The 1,073-nt window shown below is 46.8% G+C and carries 1 protein-coding gene and 2 pseudogenes; 2 read left to right on the top strand and 1 reads right to left on the bottom strand.

The genetic code is table 11. The annotated features are described in order from the left end of the window. A pseudogene (locus tag QZ506_RS17245) lies at positions 1 to 267 on the top strand (ATP-dependent helicase); the annotation flags it as partial. Next, positions 264 to 467, top strand: a complete 204-nt coding sequence (locus QZ506_RS17240) for a helix-turn-helix domain-containing protein (protein WP_048913555.1) — start codon at positions 264 to 266, stop codon at positions 465 to 467. The pseudogene QZ506_RS17245 and the gene QZ506_RS17240, both read left to right, overlap by 4 nt. On the opposite strand, the pseudogene QZ506_RS17235 reads toward QZ506_RS17240, so the two are convergent. Further along, positions 464 to 1,073 (bottom strand): annotated as a pseudogene (locus QZ506_RS17235) (recombinase); the annotation flags it as partial. The gene QZ506_RS17240 and the pseudogene QZ506_RS17235 sit on opposite strands and share 4 nt — an antisense overlap.

Raw genomic sequence — 1,073 nt, 5'->3', positions numbered from 1 at the left:
GCCAGCGCAGGCCACGGCCTGAATATGCAGGACGGCGGAAACATCCTGGTGTTTTTCTCGCACTGGTGGGATCTGGAACAGTACCAACAAATTATCGAACGTATCGGGCCAACACGCCAGATACAGGCGGGGCATAACCGCACGGTATGGATACACCATATTATCGCCGCCGATACCGTAGACGAACTGGTGATGGAACGGCGCGATTCAAAACGAAACGTGCAGGATATCCTGCTGGATGCAATGAAACAAAGGGGTTTGAAATGAGCGAACAATCCGACGATCTGCTTACTCCGGCAGAGGTTTGCAAAATGCTCGGCGGAATTACCCAAAAAACTCTCTGTGACTGGAATATCAATCACCGCCATAAAAAAATATTGGCACCGATTCGTTTTACCTCAAAAGTAGTGCGGTATGAGCGACAGAACGTTCAGGCATTTATCCAGAAATGTCGCAGCGAGTATTAACCTTTTTTCCTCAGTAAAATAACCTGTGTCAAGATGCTTGCTTCATGCGCCTCAAAGGCTGTTTTCTTCAACGCCATTTCCTCCTGTAATATCTCATCTGAAAAGTCGTAATGTTCAGCCATAGGATCCGCGCTTTTATCCGAATGGTGCAAACACAAAAGGCTAATCTCCCGCGTATCAGAGCGGGAGAAGCCCTTTGCACGCATCTGAGCAATAACATTGCTCTTAAAGAACTTACGGCACATCGTATTAAATGCCCCTTCCCTACCCTTCACCGTTCCGTCATGTTTAATTCCCTTTACTGCATTTTCCGGGCTGTAAGTTTTTATCAACTTATCGAGGGATCGCTTTGCAAACGGTAGTTCAGGATTGCGCGGTTGAAGAAAAACAAACTGCTGATTACATCCCGGTACCGAATCCCTCCATTCTTTCTGCTCCTGCAAAATACGCTCAATACCAACGGTGATTGGGATCCTGAACTCCTTCTGCGTTTTCATCGCACCACGCATACCAATTATCCCGGCTGGATAGACAATTTCTTTTATATCTTCCTGGACATAGTACCATTGAAGATTGCTGACATTGATAGGGCGTACACCCGTCAGG

The sequence above is a fragment of the Candidatus Symbiopectobacterium sp. genome, assembly GCF_020054415.1.
In the GTDB taxonomy this organism is placed as follows: Bacteria; Pseudomonadota; Gammaproteobacteria; order Enterobacterales; family Enterobacteriaceae; genus Symbiopectobacterium.
Note: the sequence above shows the minus strand (reverse complement) of the source record. Positions and strands in the feature narration are given on the sequence as shown.

Bases quoted from the DNA above. Each gene is read 5' to 3' on its own strand.
- QZ506_RS17240 (WP_048913555.1), top strand. From the start codon at position 264: ATGAGCGAACAATCCGACGATCTGCTTACTCCGGCAGAGGTTTGCAAA.